Genomic DNA, 17,264 nt, shown 5'->3' on the forward strand with positions numbered 1-17,264 from the left:
ATCCCGCTACGTGTTGCTTCGGCCGCCTACGCTTGTGTCCGTGATCCCGTTGGGTCAGTACCCCCTCCCGACCCACGTCGTCGCCCACGTGAGCGACCCGCACCTGCTGGCCGAGCGTCGTCTGTACGGCGCCATCGACACCCACGAGACCTTGCGCGGCGCGATGTCCCGCCTGGGCCGCCTCGAGATCCCGCCCCAGGCGATCGTCTTCACCGGTGACCTGGCCGACCGCGCCGAGCCGAAGGCCTACGTCAAGCTGCGTGAGATCGTCGAGCCGGCGGCCGACGCCATCGGGGCCGAGGTCGTCTGGGTGATGGGCAACCACGACGAGCGCGAGCCCTATGCGCGCGAGCTGTTCGGCGAGGAGGTCACCGAGGACGTCACCCAGGATCGGGTGCACGACGTGTCCGGTCTCCGGGTGATCTCCCTCGACACCAGCGTCCCCGGCTACCACCACGGTGAGATCTCGCCGGCCCAGCTGGCCTGGCTGGCCGACCAGCTCGCGTCCCCGGCCGAGCACGGCACCCTTCTCGCCATGCACCACCCACCGATCCCGGTGCCGATGGTGCGCGCAGCCGAGATCATCGAGCTGCAGGACCAGCACCTGCTGGCCGAGGTCATCGAGGGCACCGACGTGCGTGGCGTGATCGCGGGCCACATCCACTTCTCGTCGTACTCCACCTTCGCGGGGGTGCCGGTGTCGGTGGCCTCCTCGACCTGCTACCTCGCCGACCCCGCTCCGGTCGGGCGGCTGCTCTCCGCGGTCGACGGCCACCAGTCGGTCACGATGATGCACTTCTACGACGACCGCGTGGTGCACTCCGTGGTGCCTGTCCCGGACGCCGAGGAAAAAGCGGGGTACTCCTCGGAGCTGATGGAGCAGATCGAGGCGCTGCCGCCCGCGGAGCGCCATGAGCTCCTCTCCGCGAAGGACTCGCCGGTGTGGGTCCACGAGAACGCGCTCGACTGACGGCGACCTAGGCACTGCCCTCGCCATGCCCTAACTTCAGGGGGTGAGCGAGACGCCGCCGAACCCGCCGAACGACCCTCCGGGCCAGTACCCGCCACCGGGTCAGTACCCGCCCGGCCAGTACCAGCCGGGTCAGTACCAACCCGGCCAGTACCAACCCGGCCAGTACCAACCGGGTCAGTACCAACCGGGTCAGTACCCGCCGGGTCAGTACCCGATCCCGCCCGCAGCGCCGAACTCGAGCAAGGCCACCACCAGCCTCATCCTCGGCATCGTCTCGATCGTGCTGTGCGGGCTGTTCCTGGGTGTCCCGGCGATGATCCTGTCGCGTCAGGCCAAGCGCGAGATCGCGGAGTCGCAGGGACGGCTCGGCGGGGACGGGTTGGCCACTGCCGGCTTCGTCACCGGTCTGATCGGCACCGTCTGGTCGGTGCTCGCCGCGGTCCTGGTGGTGGTGCTGATCGCCGTCGGTGGCGTGATCGGCAACGAGATCGAGAAGAACTGCCACACCGTCATCGACGAGAACGGCAACTCCTCGCTCACGTGCGACAACACCTGATTGCCTCAGTTGCGGGGGCGGAAGCCTGAGCAGAGCACCCGCATCCAGACGATGCGGTCGTCCTCGGCGCGAGTCACGGAACCGATCAGGTCGGTCCTCTCGAACCAGTTCCCGAGGACGACCTCGACGACCTCCGGCGCAGTGCGGTCGCGTCGTGGACGGCGATCGCGTCGGCGAAGCGCTCACCGATGGTGCTCATGGTGATTGGATCGTCGCATGAGGCGCACCGTGGAGGCCATGCTGGTCGTGGCCATCGTGCTCGATGTCGCGTACTGGTCCATCTGGTTCGCCCAGCGTGACTGGATCGCGAGCGAGCACACCTCGGCGTACTACGAGTTCGAGAACGCCTTCCCGCTCGCCGACCTCTGGCTCGGCGTGGCCTGCGTGTTCGCGCTGGTCACCCTGCGCCGTCGCCACGAGTCGGCCCTGTTCTGGTTGCTGTGCGCTGGAAGCGCTGGGCTCTACCTGTTCGCGATGGACTTCCTGTACGACGTGGAGAACGGCATCTTCGCCAAGGGCGGCGGTGGTGCGTTCGAGGCGGTGATCGTGCTGTTGACGCTGGTCTTCTCGGTGACCATCCTGAGCTGGTCGTGGCGACACCGCGGCGAGCTGCTCTCGGGGTCGAGGGCCGCGACGTGAACGCCGACGAGGTCCGCGCCACCCTGACCGCCAAGCTCGCGGAGATCGACGCCGAGATGGCAGAGATGGAGAAGCCTCCCGTCGACCAGGGCGCCATCTCCTTCGGCAAGCGCATCGGCGAGGGCACCACCGCGGCGATCGACCGGATGGCCCAGGTCGCCGTGCACGACCGGCTGCAGCTCGTCCGGGCCGACGTCGTGCGGGCGCTGGAGAAGCTGGACGAGGGCAGCTACGGCAGCTGCGACGTCTGCGGACGGCCGATCCCCGAGGGTCGGCTCGAGGCGCTGCCCTGGGCCGTGCTCTGCGTCGAGGACGCGGGCAAGCGCTGAGCGATGACGCTCCTCGACCGCCTCCCATTGACGCCGGAACCTCCCGACCCGGACGTGCTCTTCGACGTCTTCGAGACGTGGGTCACCGAGCAGGGGCTGACCCTCTACCCCGCGCAGGAGGAGGCGCTGATCGAGCTGGTCAGCGGGGCCAACGTGATCCTGTCGACGCCGACCGGCACCGGGAAGAGCCTGGTCGCGACCGGCGCGCACTTCGTCGCTCTCGCGCGGCGGGAGCGCACCTTCTACACCGCGCCGATCAAGGCGCTGGTCTCGGAGAAGTTCTTCGCGTTGATCGGGATCTTCGGCGCCGAGAACGTCGGCATGCTGACCGGCGATGCCGCGGTGAACGCGCAGGCTCCGCTGATCTGCTGCACCGCGGAGGTCCTGGCCAACATCGCGCTGCGCGAGGGGGCGGCGGCCGACATCGGCCAGGTGGTGATGGACGAGTTCCACTTCTACTCCGAGCCCGATCGGGGCTGGGCCTGGCAGGTGCCGCTGCTCGAGCTGCCGCAGTCCCAGTTCCTGCTGATGTCCGCGACGCTCGGTGACGTCAGCCGGTTCGTCGACGACCTGAAGCGGCGTACGGCCAGGGAGACCGCCGTGGTCAGCAACGCGACCAGGCCGGTGCCGCTGAGCTACGAATGGGCGCTGACGCCGCTTCACGAGACCCTGGAGGAGCTGCTCAGCACCCACCAGGCGCCGATCTACGTCGTGCACTTCACCCAGGCGGCTGCCCTCGAGCGGGCGCAGGCGCTGACCAGCATCAACGTCTGCACGCGCGAGGAGAAGGACCGGATCGCCGAGATGATCGCTGGCTTCCGGTTCAGTCCCGGCTTCGGGAAGACCCTGTCGCGACTGGTGAAGCACGGGATCGGCGTGCACCACGCCGGCATGCTGCCGAAGTACCGCCGGCTCGTCGAGCAGCTCGCCCAGGCCGGCCTGCTGAAGGTCATCTGCGGCACCGACACGCTCGGCGTCGGCATCAACGTGCCGATCCGGACGGTGGTGTTCACCGGGCTGTCCAAGTACGACGGACGCCGTCAGCGTCTGCTCAAGGCACGTGAGTTCCACCAGATCGCCGGCCGGGCGGGGCGGGCTGGCTTCGACACGGCCGGGACCGTCGTCGTACAGGCGCCCGACCACGTCGTGGAGAACGCGCGGCTGGTGAGGAAGGCCGGGGACGACCCGAAGAAGCTCAAGCGCGTGCAGCGCAAGAAACCGCCCGAGGGCCAGGTCAACTGGACCGAGGAGACCTTCGAGCGGCTCGTGGCCGCCGAACCGGAACCGCTCGTGTCCCGGATGCGGGTCAGCCACGCGATGCTGCTCAACGTGATCGCCCGACCGGGCAACCCGGCCGAGGCGATGCGGCGGTTGCTGCGCGACAACCACGAGGAGCCGCGCTCGCAGCTGCGACTGATGCGCCTGGCCGCCGCCCAGCACCGGTCGTTGCTCGCGGCCGGGGTCGTGGAGCTGGTCGACCCACCCGAGCCCGATGGTCGACGGGTGCGCCTTGCGGAGGGGTTCCGGTTCGACTTCGCGCTCAACCAGCCGTTGTCGGCGTACTCGCTCGCGGTCTTCGACACCCTCGACCCCGAGGCGGCGACGTACGCCCTCGACGTCGTGTCCGTCGTCGAGGCGACGCTCGAGGACCCGCGGCCCGTGCTCGGGGCCCAGGAGCACCTCGCGCGCGGCGAGGCGATCGGCGAGATGAAGGCCGAGGGGATCGAGTACGACGAGCGCATGGAGCTGCTCGACGAGGTGACCTGGCCCAAACCGTTGGAGGAGCTGCTGGAGCACACCTACTCGCTCTACCGGCAGCGGCACCCCTGGGCGGCCGAGGACGCGCTGTCGCCCAAGTCGGTGGTGCGCGACATGTACGAGCGGGCGATGACCTTCGCCGAGTACGTCGCCTTCTACGGGCTGACCCGCTCCGAGGGACTGGTGCTGCGCTACCTGGGCGATGCCTTCCGGGCGTTGCGGCAGACGGTTCCCGAGAGCGTGCGCACCGATGAGCTCGACGACATCGTCGAGTGGCTCGGTGCCGTCGTACGCCAGACCGACTCGAGCCTCCTCGACGAGTGGGAGCAGCTCAACGACCCCGACCGGCTGGCGGCCGACGCGGCACCGGACGTGCTGCCGCCGACGCCGGAGCGGATCACCGCCAACGAGCGCGCCTTCACGGTGCTGGTCCGCAACGCGATGTTCCGGCGCGTGGAGCTGGCGGCCCTCGACCGGTGGCAGCAGCTGGGCGAGCTCGAGGCCGAGGCCGGCTCGACGACCGGCCCGGAGGAGTGGCGCGGGGAGCTGGCGGCGTACTTCGAGGAGCACGACGCCATCGACACCGGCCCGGATGCCCGCGGTCCGCAGATGCTGATCGTCGAGAAGCGCGAGCGCACCTGGGAGGTGCAGCAGATCCTCGGCGACCCCGAGGGCGACCACGACTGGCGGATCGTGGCCACGGTCGACCTCGAGGCGTCCGACGCCGAGGGCGAGCTGGTCCTCGACGTGACGGGGCTCGTCCGGCTCTAGCCGAGGAGGGGTCGGTCCGCTCACGTCCTACGATCGAGATGATCGGTCCAAGGGGTGACCATGCGCGTCGACATCAGCCTGCTCGGCGGCTTCGCGGTGTCCGTGGACGGCGTCCGGCTGCCCGACGAGGCCTGGTCGCGACGGGCTCCGGCCGCGCTCGTCAAGCTGCTGGCGCTGTCCCCGGGCCACCGGCTGCGCCGCGAGCAGGTGATCGACCTGCTCTGGCCGGAGCTGCTCGTCGAACGCGCTGCACCCCGGCTGCACAAGGCCGCGCACTACGCCAGGTCGGCGCTCGGGGCGAGCGACGGCCTGGTGCTTTCGTCCGACACGGTGGCGTTGCTGCCGACCGCCGCGCTGGTGGTCGACGTGGTCGCGTTCGACGCGGCCGTCGCTTCCGCGCGTGGAGACGGCGGGGTCGGGGCCGCCGCCGAGGCGGTGGAGCTGTACGGCGGCGAGCTGTTGCCCGAGGACGCCTACGAGCCGTGGACCGAGGAGGATCGCGACCGCCTCCGGCTGGCGTACGCCGAGATGCTGCACGTCCTCGGCCGCTGGGAGGCGCTGATCTCCGCCGACCCGCTCGACGAGGTCGCCCACCTGCGGCTGGTGCAGGAGCACCTTCACCGGGGTGACCGCCGCGCCGCCCTGCGCCAGCTCGACGCGATGGACAAGGTCTGGCAGCGCGAGCTGGGGGAGGGGCTCACTGCCACTGCACTGGCACTGCGCGACGAGGCGGCCGCCCTACCGGTGGAGCTCGCGCCGGTGCAGTCGGTCCGCGTGCGCGTCCCGACGCCGGCGACCCGCACGGTGGGTCGCGAACGCGACATCCAGCGGGTCAACGAGCTGCTGGACTCGGAGCGGATGCTCACTCTTCTGGGCCCGGGGGGCGTGGGGAAGACGAGGTTGGCGGCCGAGGTAGCGCTGCGCCGTACCGATGAGAGCGCCTGCTACGTCGACCTGACCAAGGTCGGCTCCCCGTCGCTGGTGCCCGGCCTGATCGCCCGCGAGCTGGGCATCCTCGTGGAGTCCCAGGGCGATGTCGTCCAGGCCCTGGCGGAGGCGCTCCGCAACCGGGAGCTGCTGTTGATCCTCGACAACGTCGAGCACGTGCTCGAGGCCGCCGAGATCGTGCCCCGTCTCATCGAACGGTCACCGGACCTGCGGGTGCTGACGACGTCACGGGCACGGCTGCGGGTCCCCGGCGAGCAGGTGTACGACGTGGCTCCGCTGTCCGTGGAGTCCTCCGACGTCGAGGGTGGCAGGCCCGACGCCATCGCACTCTTCGAGCAGACAGCGCGGGCCATCGACCCCGCCTTCGAGGTCGACCGACACCTCGACGACGTGGTCACCATCTGCCGTGCGGTGGACGGGTTGCCACTCGCCATCGAGCTCGCCGCCGGCCACGTGCGCACGCTCTCCCCGCCGTTGCTGCGCGCCCGGCTGAACCAACGTCTGGGCTCGCCCGCCGGCGCGAGCAGGGGTACGCCGGAACGTCAGCAGACCGTCCCGGCGATGATCGACTGGAGCCTGCGACTGCTCGGCGACGACGACCGCGACCTGTTCGTGCGACTGGGGGTCTTCCACGGACCGGTGCCCCTGGAGATCGTCGAGGAGGTGTGCGCGCAGCCGGGTCGCGACGTGGTCGAGTCGCTGAGCCGCCTCGTCGACCACAGCCTCGTCCGGCGGATCATCGACGCCGACGGCCTGCCGCGCTTCCTGTTGCTCGAGCTGATGCGTGAGCGGTCCCGCGAGCTGCTCGTGGAGGATGCCGAGCTGGAGCGCGCGGTGCGGGACCGGCATGCGGCGTACCTCGCGGACCGCCTCGACGACCTCGACGAGCGACGCTGGGGCGGGGCCTCGGGCACGTGGATCGAGGAGATCACCGTGCTGCTGGCCGACATCCGGGCCGCGCACGAGTGGACGGTGGCCACCGGTGCGTTCGAGGTCGAGGCGAGGATCACCGCGGACCTCGGCACCTACTGGCACCGGGAAGGGCACCACGACGAGGGTCGGGGCTGGGCGGTCCAGGCGTTCGCGCACGTGGATGAGCTCGACCCCTACCTGGTCGGGCGGTTGTACCTCGCCCATGGCTTCGTCGAGTGGGGACGCGACCAGCGCGAAGGTCGACGGCTGTGGCAGTGCGCCGTGGACCTGTTCCGTCCGCTCGGGCACGAGCGCTACCTCGCCTATGCCCTGGCCCTGACCTCGGTGACCTTCATCGGCGACACCGACAACCTCGCGGACGCAGTGGCGATGTGTGAGGAGGCGATCGGGCTGGCGCGCAGGGTCGGCGAGCTGCCCCTGCTCGCCCAGGCGCTGAACATCCTCGGCGAGCTGACCCGCGTCTCGGGTGACGACGTGCGCGCTCTCGCGGCGTACGAAGAAGGGCTCGAGGTGGCCAGGGCTGCCGGCGACCGGACCCACGAGGCGATGTTCGTCGGCAACCTGAGCTTCATCGCCGAGCACCGTGGCGACTACGAGGAGGCGTGGCGCCTGTGCGTCGAGGCCGTCAGGCTCAGCTGGGCCCTGGGGCGGCGGCTGGTGCTCGCCTCGACGATGGCCCAGATGGCGGGAGCGGGCCTCGGCCTCGGGCGTCCCGAGCGAGGTGCCGTGCTGATGGGAGCTTCCCAGGAGGCGTTGCGGCGGCTCGGCGTCGACCCGTCTCCGGGGGACACGCCCGAGCTCGATCGGGTGTCGGCCGCCCTGCGAGCCGAGCTGGGCGAGGCCCGCCTCGAGGAGCTGCTCGTCGAGGGTGCGCGGCTCTCCCTCGACGAAGCGGTGGCGCTGGCGCTCGAGGACGCCGAGGATCCGTCGTGACGATTCGTTGATGCGGCGTCCGTCGCCGTAAACTCGCCGCCCGTGGCCCTCACCATCGGAATCGTCGGACTGCCCAACGCCGGCAAGTCGACCCTCTTCAACGCGCTGACGAAGAACAACGTGCTCGCGGCGAACTACCCGTTCGCGACGATCGAGCCCAACGTCGGCGTGGTCGCCGTCCCCGACGAGCGTCTCGGCAAGCTGGCCGAGCTCTTCTCCTCGGCCAAGCAGCTCCCGGCCACGGTCGAGTTCGTCGACATCGCCGGGATCGTCAAGGGCGCGTCGGAGGGGGAGGGGCTGGGCAACAAGTTCCTCTCCCACATCCGCGAGGCGGCAGCGATCTGTCAGGTGACACGGGTCTTCCGCGACGAGGACGTCACCCACGTCGACGGCGAGGTGAACCCGGAGTCCGACATCTCCACCATCCAGACCGAGATGATCCTGGCCGACCTGCAGACCGTCGAGAAGGCGATCCCGCGGCTGGAGAAGGAGGCCCGCGGCGACAAGTCCCGCGCGGCGAACCTGGCCGCCGCGCAGGACGCGAAGGAGGCCCTCGAGGCCGGGACCCCGATCCTGGCCACCACGATCGACCGCGAGCTGGTCCGTGAGCTGTCCCTGCTCACTGCGAAGCCCTACATCTACGTCTTCAACTGCGACGCCGACGAGCTGAACGACGAGTCGCTCAAGGAGCAGATGCGCAAGATCGTCGCTCCGGCCGAGGCGATCTTCCTCGACGCCAAGTTCGAGTCCGAGCTGGTCGAGCTCGGTGACGACGAGGAGGCCCGCGAGATGCTCGCCGAGATGGGCGTCGAGGAGCCCGGTCTCGACGTACTCGCCCGGGTCGGGTTCGACACCCTCGGCCTGCAGACCTACCTGACCGCCGGACCCAAGGAAGCCCGCGCCTGGACGATCCGGAAGGGCGCCACCGCCCCCGAGGCCGCTGGCGTGATCCACACCGACTTCCAGAAGGGCTTCATCAAGGCCGAGATCGTGTCCTACGACGACCTCGTCGCCGCCGGCTCGATGAACGCGGCCAAGGCGGCCGGCAAGGTGCGCATGGAGGGCAAGGACTACGTGATGGCCGACGGAGACGTCGTGGAGTTCCGCTTCAACGTCTGAGCAGGGCGTCCGGGACGTCATACGAAGTGGTGGTCATAGCGACCAGGACGTATGACGTCCTTTTGCGCCACTGGACCAATTCCCGGCGCAAACGTCGGCTTTGTGGCCGACTCTGTGGTGCAATCGAGCCAATCGCACCAACGCCCCTGCTCGCCCCAGACCTCGGCCCCCGGGCGCCATGATCGATGATCAGAGGACCCGTTGTGTTGCCGACCTTGAAGTTTCCTGTTGCCCTGCGAACCCCCGCGCGGCTGACCACAGCCGCCGCACTCGGTGCCCTTTTCGTCGCCGGGCCGCTCGCGATGAGCGCCCAGGCAGCCGCCACCGTGCCGCCGCTCGGCACCGCCTCCGCCTTCTCGGTGCTGGCTGGCACCACCGTCACGAACACGGGTGCCACGACCATCGACCGCAGCGTCGGCGTGCATCCCGGAAGCGCCGTCACCGGCGAGAGCACCATGGTCGTCGGTGGGACGGTCCACAAGGCCGACGCCGTCGCACTGCAGGCCAAGACAGACCTGACCACGGCGTACAACAACGCCGCCGCCCAGACTCCGCCGATCAGCGAGGACGCCGAGCTCGGCGGAGAGACGCTGGTGGGCGGTGTCTACAACCGGGCCGCGGCCATGGGACTCACCGGACAGCTGACGCTCGACGGCGCCAACAACCCGAACTCGGTCTGGGTCTTCCAGGCCGGCAGCACACTGATCACCGCACCGGGAAGCTCGGTCGTGCTGATCAACGGGGCGAACCCGTGCAACGTCTTCTGGCAGGTAGGCAGTTCGGCGACGCTCGACACCACGACCCACTTCATCGGCACGATCATGGCCGAGGCGACGATCACGATGAACACAGGAGCGACCATCCAGGGTCGTACCCTCGCCCGAAGTGGCGCGGTGAACCTGCACAACAACGTGTTCACCTCGGCGAACTGCGCCTACGACCAAGACGTGCCGGACGCGACGCCCACTGACACCGGCGGCAACGGTGGCACTGGCGGCACGAACGGTGGCGGCGGCAACGGCAACGGCGGCGGCAACGGAAATGGCGGCGGTGGCGGCGGTGGCCAGATCTCCACGGTCCCCGAAGGCTCGGTCGACACAGGGTTCGCCGGACCTGTCTCCAGCTCTGCGGGCACCTCGGTCTCCGCCCTCACTGGCGGCATGGGCATCATCGGCTTCGGTGTGCTGGCGCTGGTCGCCGTCCGTCGACGTCGGGTGATGTGAGCGGGTCCGACAGGACTTCCACTCGCCTGAGCGCCCGAGGTCGATGGTCGCTGGTCCTGGTCGTCGCCGTGCTGGGGATGCTCGTCTCCATCGCGCTGGCGACCGGGCTCATCGGCGGCTCCGAGAAGTCACCGGGGCGTCGTACGGCGGGAGAACCTGCCGCGTCGGCGACCCCCGACGACACGTCCCCCCCTCCCACGGCCGTTCCCGCGTCGCCATCGGTGATGCGCCGGTCGGTGCCGGTGCGGCTGCGGATCCCCGCCATCGGCGTCGACTCCTCGCTGATGCACCTCGGGCTCGAGTCCGACGGGACCCTCGAGACCCCGCCTGGCGCCTTCCCGGCCGGGTGGTTCACGGGGAGCCCCACTCCCGGCCAGCTGGGTCCGGCGATCATCGTGGGTCACGTCCGCTACGTCACGCCGGGCGTCTTCGCGCGACTGACCGACCTCCGACCCGGTGACGGGATCGCGGTCAAGCGCCGCGACGGGAGCACGGCGGAGTTCCGGGTCACCCGTCTGGCGCACTTCGCGAAGTCCGCGTTCCCGACCAAGCGGGTCTACGGGAACATCGACCACGCCGGTCTGCGCCTGATCACCTGTGGGGGGCTCGACGCCGACACCAACGTGTTCGAGGAGAACGTCGTGGTCTTCGCCGACCTCGAGCAGTCCTGATCAGCCCGCGGCCTCAGGGTGCCGGGCTACCGTCGAAGCCCCACGACGAGACGAGGAGCTGCACATGGCTGTCGACCGAGGACTGCTCGCGATCCTGGAGGCCAAGCCCGGCAAGGGAGACGAGCTCGCGTCGTTCCTGAGACAGGGGCAGGCGCTGGCCGCGCTGGAGGACGGCACCGTCACCTGGTACGCGTTCAGGCTCAGCGACACGACGTACGGCATCTTCGACACCTTCGCCAACGAGGAGGGCCGCCAGGCCCATCTCAACGGGCAGATCCCCGCGGCGCTCGGGGCAGTGGGACCTGACCTGCTGGCCAGCGATCCCGACATCAGGACGACCGACATCATCGCGGTGAAGTAGGGCTCCTCCAGGCTCGGCCGGACTAGTCGAGCAGCGTCCAGAATATGGACCACCTGTCCGTTTTGGGTAGTCCAGTGGCCGTCATTTCCTCCCCGAACGGGACAAGTCGCTGCCAGCAGGTGCAGACTCCCGGGTAGTGCGCGTGGTTCCTGGGGAGGGAGCGCCGGATGCCCGAGAAGAGGGTTCGTCATGCCCGGACGTGGGTGGCGGCGGTGATGGCTGTGGTCACCGCACCGCTCCTGGTGGCGGGCGTGGGGGTGAGCTCCGCCCACGCCGATGATCTTCCGTACGTCGCCTGGACGGCGTACCTGCCGAGCTGGACCGACCAGTACGTCCCGAGCAGCGACAACGACTGCGTCGCCGGCCGACCCAGCTGCCTGAAGGCCACCCTGAAGAAGTTCGGGACGATCCTGAAGGAGAACGCGCAGAGCTGCACCCACGAGTCGGTGTTCGCGATGACCTACACGCGCATCACCCAGACCTACGGCTACGTGCGCGACATCCCGGGCTACTTCCAGGACGTGCCCTACATCAACCACATGGACGCGGTGTTCGCGAAGTACTACTTCGACGCCTACGACAACTACAAGTCGGGCAACCGGGCCGCCGTGCCCGCGGCGTGGCAGACCGCGTTCGACGCGGCCAGGGACCGGCGGATGACGGGTACCGGTGACCTCCTCCTCGGGATCAACGCGCACGTCAACCGCGACCTGCCGTTCGTGCTCGCCTCGATGGGCATCGTGCGTCCGGACGGTCAGTCCGGAAAGCCGGACTTCGACAAGGCCGACCTGTTCCTCAACGACGCCTCCGACGCGCTGATGGCCGAGCTCTCCCAGCGGTTCGACCCGACCATCGATGACGTCAACGACCCACTGGGGCTCAACTACGCGTCGGTCATGCAGCTGCTCACGACCTGGCGCGAGGCGGCCTGGCGCAACGCCGAGGCACTGGTGAACGCCCCGAATGCCGCTGCCCGGGCGCTCGTCGCCCAGGGCATCGAGAACGGTGCGAACGCGGCCGCGAACTCGATCCTGCTCTCGCAGGCCTACACGCCGCCGCTGAGCACGACGACTGCTCGCGATGCCTACTGCGCGGTGCACAAGGCCGACGCGGCACCCCTTGCCTACCCGTTCGGTACGCCGACGCCGTACGGCGGCTGACCGTCCGCAGACACACGTCGACCCCTCCGGACACTTCCCGGAGGGGCCTGCGTGCCCCCCATCACCTACCGGTGGGGCTCCCGCCTCATGGTGCGAACGTGACGTCCTTCGTGACCGAGGCCGTCTTGCCCCAGCCGTCAGTTGTCGTCAGCGTCACCGTGTAGGTCCCCGGTCCTGAGAAGACGTGCGAGGTCGCCGACCCCGTCGCCGTGTTGCTCGCGGTGTCGCCGAAGTTCCACGCATAGGTGATGGCGTCACCGAGGTTGTCCGTCGTACCGACCGCCGAGAAGTTGCAGGCGAGACCGTTGCACGACGGCGCCTGGATCACCGGGGCCGGCGCCGTGTTGCCGGCCGGCTCGGTGATCGTGACCGTCGTGGTGGCAGGGGCGGAGGAGACGCCCCACTCGTCCTTCGCCGTGAGCGTCACCGTGTAGGTGCCGGCCGCGGTGTAGGTCTTCGTCGGGTTCGGACCAGTGCCAGTGCCCTGACCCGCGCCGTAGTTCCACGTGTAGGTCAGCGTCGGCGCGTTCTCGTCGGTGGAGTCCTTCGCGTCGAAGGCGCACACGTTCTCGGTGCACGACTTCTTCAGGACCGCCACCGGCGCTGCGTTCCCGGCGGGGATCGTCACGGTCACGTGGCGAACCGGCGGGGTCACGGTGACCAGGCCGTGCTGGTCGGTGGCGCGCACCTTGACCGTGTAGCTGCCCTCGGGCAGGACCGGGGTCGTGTAGGAGAAGTTCGACCCCGGGGTCCCCGGGCTGGTCAGGAACGCTGCCCGCCAGCTCTCGGCGACACCGAAGGTGCCGGTCGAGGTGAGGAACTTGCCGGTGCCGTCGATGATCGCGACCTCCACCTTGCTCGTGGACTGGTCGTCCTCCGACCTGCCGCTGACCAGGATCTTGCCCTCGGTGAAGGACGCGTTCTCGGTCGGTGCCAGCAGGCTGTCGGTCAGCGTCGGCGCCGAGTCACCGGGGTAGATCGGGTAGCGGGCGACGGCGTTGGTGGTGGCGAGGTCACGTTGGCCTGCGGCGTCGACGGCGTACGCCGTGACGTTCCAGCTGCCCTGGGTGGGCAGTGTCAGGTCCGTCGACCACGGGGTGCTGGTCGCGCCCACGTTGGCCACGTCTGCCGGCACGGTCGCGAACGTCGAGGAGACGGTGCCGTCTTCCTTGAGGTAGCGGCTGGTGTCCATGTCCTTGACGATCAGCCGCACGGCCGCGACGCCCTGGTCGTCGGTCGCCTGTCCCGTGATCACGCCCAGGTGAAGGGCACCCGACGGCGGCTGGGTGCCGGTCGCGCTCAGGGTGGCCTTCGGCGGTGCGTCCCCGGGGACGACCGCGTTCAGCGTCATCAGCGCCCAGCTCGACTGCGGCGTGGTGATGTCCTCGTTGTCGGTGGCCAGCACCGCGAAGGTGTAGTTGCCGGGGCCGAGGTCCTGCGGCGTCGTCCAGGTCCAGTGGTAGCTCTGCACGTTGGGCGTGACCGGGAGCTTGTAGAGCGCCAGGCCGTTGTCGATGCCCCAGGTGCCGTCGACGGTGAGGTTCTCCCCGGTCGAGTTGTTCAGCATGGCGACGTAGACGGCCTTGATGGTGCCGTCATCGGTGGCGGTTCCGGAGAAGGTCATTGGTCCGCCCGGCGCAACCGTGACCGGCTGCGGCGTGGTCGGTGGGACCACGGAGCCAGGGGAGCTGATGGACACGCTCGGGGCCTGGCCGTTCGCGGAGATGACCCAGGTGCGGTCGAGGGTGTCGAGCGAGGCGTTGCCCGCCGTGTCGTGGGCGAGCGACTGGGCCTGCCAGGTGCCCTCGGTCGGGACGGTGATCTCCTTCGACCAGGTGGTGCTGGTCGCGTTGGGCACGTCCGGCGTGATCCGGATCGTGTTGTACGTCGGGTCGGAGGTGCCGTCGTCCTGGAGGTAGCGGCCGGCCGAGTCGCGCAGCGTCATCGTGATGCCGGTGACGCCGTGGTCGTCGGCTGCCGTACCGGAGACGGTGAAGGTCTTGCTGTTCACCAGACCGGCCGCGGGGACGGCGGCGTACGCCATCGTCGGCGGCGCGTCGTCGGGACTCCAGGTCTCGATCTTCTTGATCGCCTTGGTCGGGTCCTCGTCACCCTTGGTGTTGTTGGGTCCGAAGCCCTGGGCCTTCGCACGCACCAGCATCTTGACGTTCCTGGGCACGTTGAGGGTCACCGACCAGGTGGCCGTGGTCGCGTCGACCGGGGTCACGGTCGCCTCGAAGTTCGCGGCTGGACCCCAGTCGGTCTTGTTGGGCTGCAACCACTGCAGGCTGTCGCGGTCCTGCACCTCGAGGAACACCTTGCGGACACCGGTGGGAGCGGTGGCCGTGCCGGTGATGGTGAAGTTCTGCGCGGTGGTCAGCACCCGACCGGAGATCGGGGTGGTGATCGTGGTGTCGACCCCACCGGGGGCGTCGACGTTGTCGAGGTCGAAGTAGGCGACCGAGCCGACGTTGGAGCTGCCCTGCGTGGTCGCGTCCCCGCCGGTGAGCAGACCGTGCGGAGTCAGTGCCATCGCCTCGTTGCCGATGTTGGAGTTCGAGCCGGGGTTCCACTCGAGCGCGTGGCCGTCGACTGGGTTGAGCGCGCCGAGGTGCTCGCGCCCGACGACGGAGTCGCCCAGGCCGTAGCCGGAGAAGCCCTGACCGGTGCCGTAGCCGACATCGGCCGCACCCGGGAACGGCAGCGGAGCCGACGGGGACTCGTTCCACGCGAAGTGTCCGCCGATGTAGACGGCCTTCTCGGAGATCGCGGTGCTGTACACGCTGTCGAAGCAGCGGGAGATCCACTTGGGCTGGACGTCGTTGCCGCCGGTCATCGGGTAGGCGACGACGGTGTCGTTGATCGGCGGACGGTCGCCGCCGGAGCCGCTGGAGACCACGAACCACGAGTCGTCCGGCGCGATCGAGCCGCTGATGATGCGCTGGATGCCGCCGACGAACTGCAGGTTGTCGTCCCAGAGGCGGGTGCGCCACGGGGTCAGCTGCTTGGTGGCCGTGTCGATGATGCCGATGCCGTAGCGGTCCTGGCCGTTGATCTGCCGACCGGTGTGGATGACGAGGAGCTTGCTGCCGTCGTGGGTGAGCAGCAGCTTCTGCACGGTCAGCCCACCGTTGACGCCGATGCCCCCGGAGAGGTTGTTGACGAAGCCGGTGTCGACGACGCCGGTCAGTGCATCCACGGCGGCCAGGGACTTGCGGACGACTCCGTTGATCTTGCCGAAGCGACCACCGGCGTAGACCGTCGTACCGGAGACAGCGAGCTCGGTGACCCGGCTGTCGGCGTCGGCGGTGAAGCCCGGCACGGTGTCACCGTTGTCGGGGTCGATCTCGGCGATGCCCTTCTTGGTGACGCCGTTGACGGTGTTGAAGCTGCCGGAGACGTAGAGACGGGTGCCGTCGGGGGAGGCTTCCACCGCGTCGACGTCGAAACCGCTGTTGCCGTCGAACACGGGGTTGAAGGTCGGGTCCACCAGGCCGGTGCCCAGGTCGTAGGCCGCGATGTGCGGCTGGTTGTAGGACGTGGTGTTGGCGGGGGTGGCCCCGTTGGCCCTCACATCGTTGGCCACCGTGGCGAAGCTGCCGACGACGAAGACGCGGTCACCGACCACCTCGATGTCGTGGATCTCGGCCGGGGTGCCGTCGCCGTCGAGGAACTTCGGCAGACCGACCTCGGGAGCCTCGGAGACCAGGCGGGTGTGGCCCGGCAGCGGCTCGGCGTAGGTCGCGGTGACCGGCTTGGTGATCGAGATCGAGGTGGTGCCGTCGTTCACGGTCAGGGTGACGTTGCGGGTGCCGGTCCTGGCGTAGGAGTGGCTCGAGGTCGCGCCGGTGCCGGTCGCGTTGTCGCCGTACGTCCAGGCGTAGGTGAGGGCGTCACCGTCGGGGTCGGAGGACCCGGTGCTGTCGAAGCTGCAGGCGAGGACGGCGCAGGACGAGGTGAACGCAGCGACCGGGGCGCGGTTGGCCGGGGCAGGGCCGGGGCTGACCACGACCGACATCAGCTGGTTGCTGGTCAGCGCCTTGGCCGACTTCGCGACCCGCGCAGCGGCGGTGCCGGTGGGCACCGGGGTCTTCGAGTCGGCCACGATCGCCGTCGTGTGGTTGGTGCCGCCACCGGCGACCCCGGTGCGCTGGACGGCGTTGGCGGGCGGCGTCCAGAGCGACGCGACCGATGCCTTGCCACCCCAGTAGCTGACCAGGAAGGAGCCCGGCTGGCTGACAGCGACGGCCGGCGCGGTGTGGGAGGTGCCCGCGGTGGCCAGCGTGGCGCTCGCCGAGGCGGTGACGGCCGAGGTGGCGCGCGAGCTGCGGTAGACGACCACACTCGTGCTGGTCAGCGCCTTCACACTGGTGCGCACGGTGACGTTGGTGCCCCTGTCGGTGGCGGTGGCCTTCCTGGTCCAGACGCGCGCCCGGCTGGCGGAGCCGTCGCGCGACTGGAGCTGGGTCCAGCCCGCCGGACCGGTCATGGTGCCGCTCTTGGTGTTGGCGATGGTGAACAGCAGCATCGTGTCGCCGGCCACGACGGTCGCCGGGACCTTGACCACGTGGCTCGTGGTGGACCCGGCGGCGCTGGCCGCGCCGACGTAGCTCAGCGTCGGTGCCGGCAGGGCGGCGTTGGCGCCGGGCAGAGGACCCAGGGCAGCCAGTGCCAGAGCGCCCACGACCGTGGTGGTGAGCAGGGTGGCAAGGCGGCGACGCCCGCGTGCGGGCGCAGTAGGCACAGTCATGGTCTGGAATCCCCCGTGGCAGTGGGCCAGCCCGAGCGGCGGCCCAGCCGAATAGTGCGCCCAGATCTGTCTGCTTTGCACCTATCGGTCCTGTTTGGTCTAGTCCGCGGTGATGTGGGTTGGTGATCCGCATACACGGA

12 protein-coding genes are annotated in these 17,264 nt (G+C 69.6%); 11 read left to right on the forward strand and 1 reads right to left on the reverse strand.

Annotated features, from left to right (window positions below; all coding sequences use genetic code 11):
* Positions 1–40: 40 nt before the first annotated feature.
* The 11 genes from H976_RS23700 to H976_RS23715 all read left to right on the forward strand — a co-directional run bounded on the left by H976_RS23700 (position 41) and on the right by H976_RS23715 (position 12,374).
* Complete coding sequence (locus H976_RS23700; RefSeq protein WP_036224033.1) at positions 41–970, forward strand: metallophosphoesterase; 930 nt, start codon at positions 41–43, stop codon at positions 968–970.
* A gap of 43 nt (positions 971–1,013) precedes the next feature.
* Positions 1,014–1,529: a DUF4190 domain-containing protein gene (locus H976_RS23705; protein WP_051275820.1), complete on the forward strand. Its 516-nt coding sequence runs from the start codon at positions 1,014–1,016 to the stop codon at positions 1,527–1,529.
* 216 nt (positions 1,530–1,745) lie between these two features.
* Entirely contained in the window at positions 1,746–2,168 is a 423-nt protein-coding gene (locus H976_RS0100115; RefSeq protein WP_155917835.1) for a hypothetical protein, read from the forward strand.
* Positions 2,165–2,497: a TraR/DksA C4-type zinc finger protein gene (locus tag H976_RS0100120; RefSeq protein WP_051275822.1), complete on the forward strand. Its 333-nt coding sequence runs from the start codon at positions 2,165–2,167 to the stop codon at positions 2,495–2,497. Before H976_RS0100115 ends, H976_RS0100120 begins: the two co-directional genes overlap by 4 nt.
* Positions 2,498–2,500: 3 nt before the next feature.
* Positions 2,501–5,026 carry an RNA helicase gene (locus H976_RS0100125; protein ID WP_027859867.1) on the forward strand — a complete coding sequence of 842 codons (2,526 nt, stop codon included), beginning with the start codon at positions 2,501–2,503 and terminating at the stop codon, positions 5,024–5,026.
* A 60-nt stretch (positions 5,027–5,086) separates the two neighbouring features.
* Positions 5,087–7,840 carry an AAA family ATPase gene (locus H976_RS0100130; RefSeq protein WP_155917837.1) on the forward strand — a complete coding sequence of 918 codons (2,754 nt, stop codon included), beginning with the start codon at positions 5,087–5,089 and terminating at the stop codon, positions 7,838–7,840.
* 42 nt (positions 7,841–7,882) lie between these two features.
* Positions 7,883–8,959 (forward strand): redox-regulated ATPase YchF, encoded by a 1,077-nt coding sequence (gene ychF, locus H976_RS0100135; RefSeq protein WP_027859869.1) that lies wholly within the window; start codon positions 7,883–7,885, stop codon positions 8,957–8,959.
* Between the two features lie 302 nt (positions 8,960–9,261).
* Positions 9,262–10,182, forward strand: coding sequence for an ice-binding family protein (locus H976_RS23710; RefSeq protein WP_051275824.1), 921 nt, complete (start codon positions 9,262–9,264; stop codon positions 10,180–10,182).
* 77 nt (positions 10,183–10,259) lie between these two features.
* Positions 10,260–10,853: a class F sortase gene (locus H976_RS0100145; protein WP_081682608.1), complete on the forward strand. Its 594-nt coding sequence runs from the start codon at positions 10,260–10,262 to the stop codon at positions 10,851–10,853.
* 64 nt (positions 10,854–10,917) lie between these two features.
* Positions 10,918–11,214 carry a putative quinol monooxygenase gene (locus H976_RS0100150; protein WP_027859871.1) on the forward strand — a complete coding sequence of 99 codons (297 nt, stop codon included), beginning with the start codon at positions 10,918–10,920 and terminating at the stop codon, positions 11,212–11,214.
* Between the two features lie 167 nt (positions 11,215–11,381).
* On the forward strand, positions 11,382–12,374 hold the full coding sequence (locus tag H976_RS23715) for a DUF5995 family protein (protein ID WP_155917839.1): 993 nt from the start codon (positions 11,382–11,384) through the stop codon (positions 12,372–12,374).
* Positions 12,375–12,459: 85 nt separating this feature from the next.
* On the opposite strand, the gene H976_RS23720 is transcribed toward H976_RS23715, so the two are convergent.
* Positions 12,460–17,124 carry a PKD domain-containing protein gene (locus H976_RS23720; RefSeq protein ID WP_081682554.1) on the reverse strand — a complete coding sequence of 1,555 codons (4,665 nt, stop codon included), beginning with the start codon at positions 17,122–17,124 and terminating at the stop codon, positions 12,460–12,462.
* Positions 17,125–17,264 lie beyond the last annotated feature (140 nt).

The sequence above is a fragment of the Marmoricola sp. URHB0036 genome, from assembly GCF_000426045.1.
Taxonomy (GTDB): domain Bacteria; phylum Actinomycetota; class Actinomycetes; order Propionibacteriales; family Nocardioidaceae; genus Marmoricola.

Excerpts from the sequence above, each read along its gene's own strand:
- H976_RS0100130 (WP_155917837.1), top strand. The coding sequence starts at position 5,087 with ATGCGCGTCGACATCAGCCTGCTCGGCGGCTTCGCGGTGTCCGTGGAC.
- H976_RS23710 (WP_051275824.1), top strand. The coding sequence starts at position 9,262 with ATGAGCGCCCAGGCAGCCGCCACCGTGCCGCCGCTCGGCACCGCCTCC.
- H976_RS0100150 (WP_027859871.1), top strand. The coding sequence starts at position 10,918 with ATGGCTGTCGACCGAGGACTGCTCGCGATCCTGGAGGCCAAGCCCGGC.
- H976_RS0100145 (WP_081682608.1), top strand. The coding sequence starts at position 10,260 with ATGCTCGTCTCCATCGCGCTGGCGACCGGGCTCATCGGCGGCTCCGAG.
- H976_RS0100115 (WP_155917835.1), top strand. The coding sequence starts at position 1,746 with ATGAGGCGCACCGTGGAGGCCATGCTGGTCGTGGCCATCGTGCTCGAT.
- H976_RS23715 (WP_155917839.1), top strand. The coding sequence starts at position 11,382 with ATGCCCGAGAAGAGGGTTCGTCATGCCCGGACGTGGGTGGCGGCGGTG.
- H976_RS23720 (WP_081682554.1), bottom strand. The coding sequence starts at position 17,124 with ATGACTGTGCCTACTGCGCCCGCACGCGGGCGTCGCCGCCTTGCCACC.
- H976_RS0100125 (WP_027859867.1), top strand. The coding sequence starts at position 2,501 with ATGACGCTCCTCGACCGCCTCCCATTGACGCCGGAACCTCCCGACCCG.